Annotated in this window: 1 protein-coding gene; it reads right to left on the reverse strand. The window is 64.6% G+C overall.

The window, feature by feature from the left end:
• Positions 1 to 106: 106 nt before the first annotated feature.
• On the reverse strand, positions 107 to 1,695 hold a 1,589-nt coding region (gene metE, locus BN1119_RS13250; protein WP_041998705.1), incomplete at its 5' end, for a 5-methyltetrahydropteroyltriglutamate--homocysteine S-methyltransferase.

The raw sequence follows: 1,695 nt of genomic DNA on the forward strand, positions 1-1,695 counted from the left end.
CCCCCCCCCCCCCCCCAGAACCAGCATGCAAAAAGGAGGGAAGGCTTGCGCCTTCCCTCCTTCGTCATCTTCGTCCTCTGTGGCTGCTTGCCGAGGTAGGGGTTGCTCAGGCCAGCTCGGCCCGCAGTGCCTTGGTGGCATCGACCATCACCTTGAGGGCTGCCGTGGTCTCTTCCCAGCCGCGGGTCTTGAGGCCGCAGTCCGGGTTGACCCAGAGCCGCTCGGCCGGGATCTGTTTGGCCGCCTTGCGGATCAGATCCTCAATCCAGCCCTGGCTCGGCACGTTGGGGGAGTGGATGTCGTAGACGCCCGGGCCGATCTCGTTGGGGTAGTTGAAGCGCTCGAACGCCCCCAGCAACTGCATCTGGCTACGGCTGGTCTCTATGGTGATCACATCGGCGTCCAGGGCCGCCACCGCCTCTATGATGAGGTTGAAGTCGCTGTAGCACATGTGGGTGTGGATCTGGGTGCTGTCCACCACGGGGCTTGCGCTCAGACGGAAGGCGCGCACCGCCCAGTCGAGATAAGCCTGGTGGTCCTGCTTGCGCAGGGGCAGCCCTTCGCGGATCGCCGGCTCGTCGATCTGGATGATCTTGATGCCGGCGGCTTCCAGATCCGCCACCTCGTCGCGAATGGCCAGACCAATTTGCAGGGCGGACTGCTCGCGGCTCACGTCTTCGCGCGGGAAGGACCAGCAGAGGATGGTCACGGGGCCGGTCAGCATGCCTTTCACCGGCTTGTCGGTCAGGCTCTGGGCAAATTTGGTCCATTCGAGGGTCATGGGGGTCGGGCGGTCGATGTCACGGGTGATCACCGGCGGCTTGACGCAGCGGGAGCCATAGCTCTGTACCCAGCCAAAGCGGGTGATGGCAAAGCCGTCCAGCAGCTCGCCGAAATACTCTACCATGTCGTTGCGCTCGGCCTCGCCGTGCACCAGCACGTCCAGCCCGATGGCCTCCTGGCGCAGGATGGCATCCTTGATCTGGGCCTGGATGCCCGCCTCGTAGGCCGTGTCGTCGATGCGACCGGCACGCCAGTCCTGGCGCAGCACCCGGATTTCCGAGGTCTGCGGGAAGGAGCCTATGGTGGTGGTGGGCAGCAGCGGCAGCTTGAGATCTGCGCGCTGCGCCTGGGCCCGCTGCTCGTAAGCGCTGTGGCGATTGAACTCGGATTCGGTCAACTGAGCCAGACGGGACTGCACCCCCTGCTTGTGAACCCGGCTGTCGGATTCCCGATCCACGATGGGCTGGCTGTAAGCCTCGATTTTGTCCAGAGCGCCGCCATCCAGGTAGTCGGAAAGCAGCCCCAGCTCGTAGCACTTTTGCAGGGCGAAGGCGAACCAGCTGCGGGTCTGGGCATCCAGCTCGTGCTCCAGGGTGAGATCCACCGGGCTGTGCAGCAATGAGCAGGAGGAAGCCACCCAGAGGCGCTCGCCCAGCTTGTCCTTCAGCGTTTTCAGGGTCGGCGCCAGCTTGGCCAGGTTGGCACGCCAGACGTTGCGGCCATTGATGACACCAGCGGAAATCACCCACTGGGCCGGCAGATGCGGGACAAGCGTCTCCAGCTGCTCGGGGGCAGCCACCAGATCCAGGTGCAGGCCATCCACCTTCAGGCTGGTGATGATGTCGCGCTGATGGGCCACGGATCCGAAGTAGGTGGTGAGCAGCAGCTTGCAGGGGCCGCTCAGGCGCTCAT

The sequence above is a fragment of the Aeromonas bivalvium genome, assembly GCF_000819765.1.
Lineage (GTDB): Bacteria > Pseudomonadota > Gammaproteobacteria > Enterobacterales > Aeromonadaceae > Aeromonas > Aeromonas bivalvium.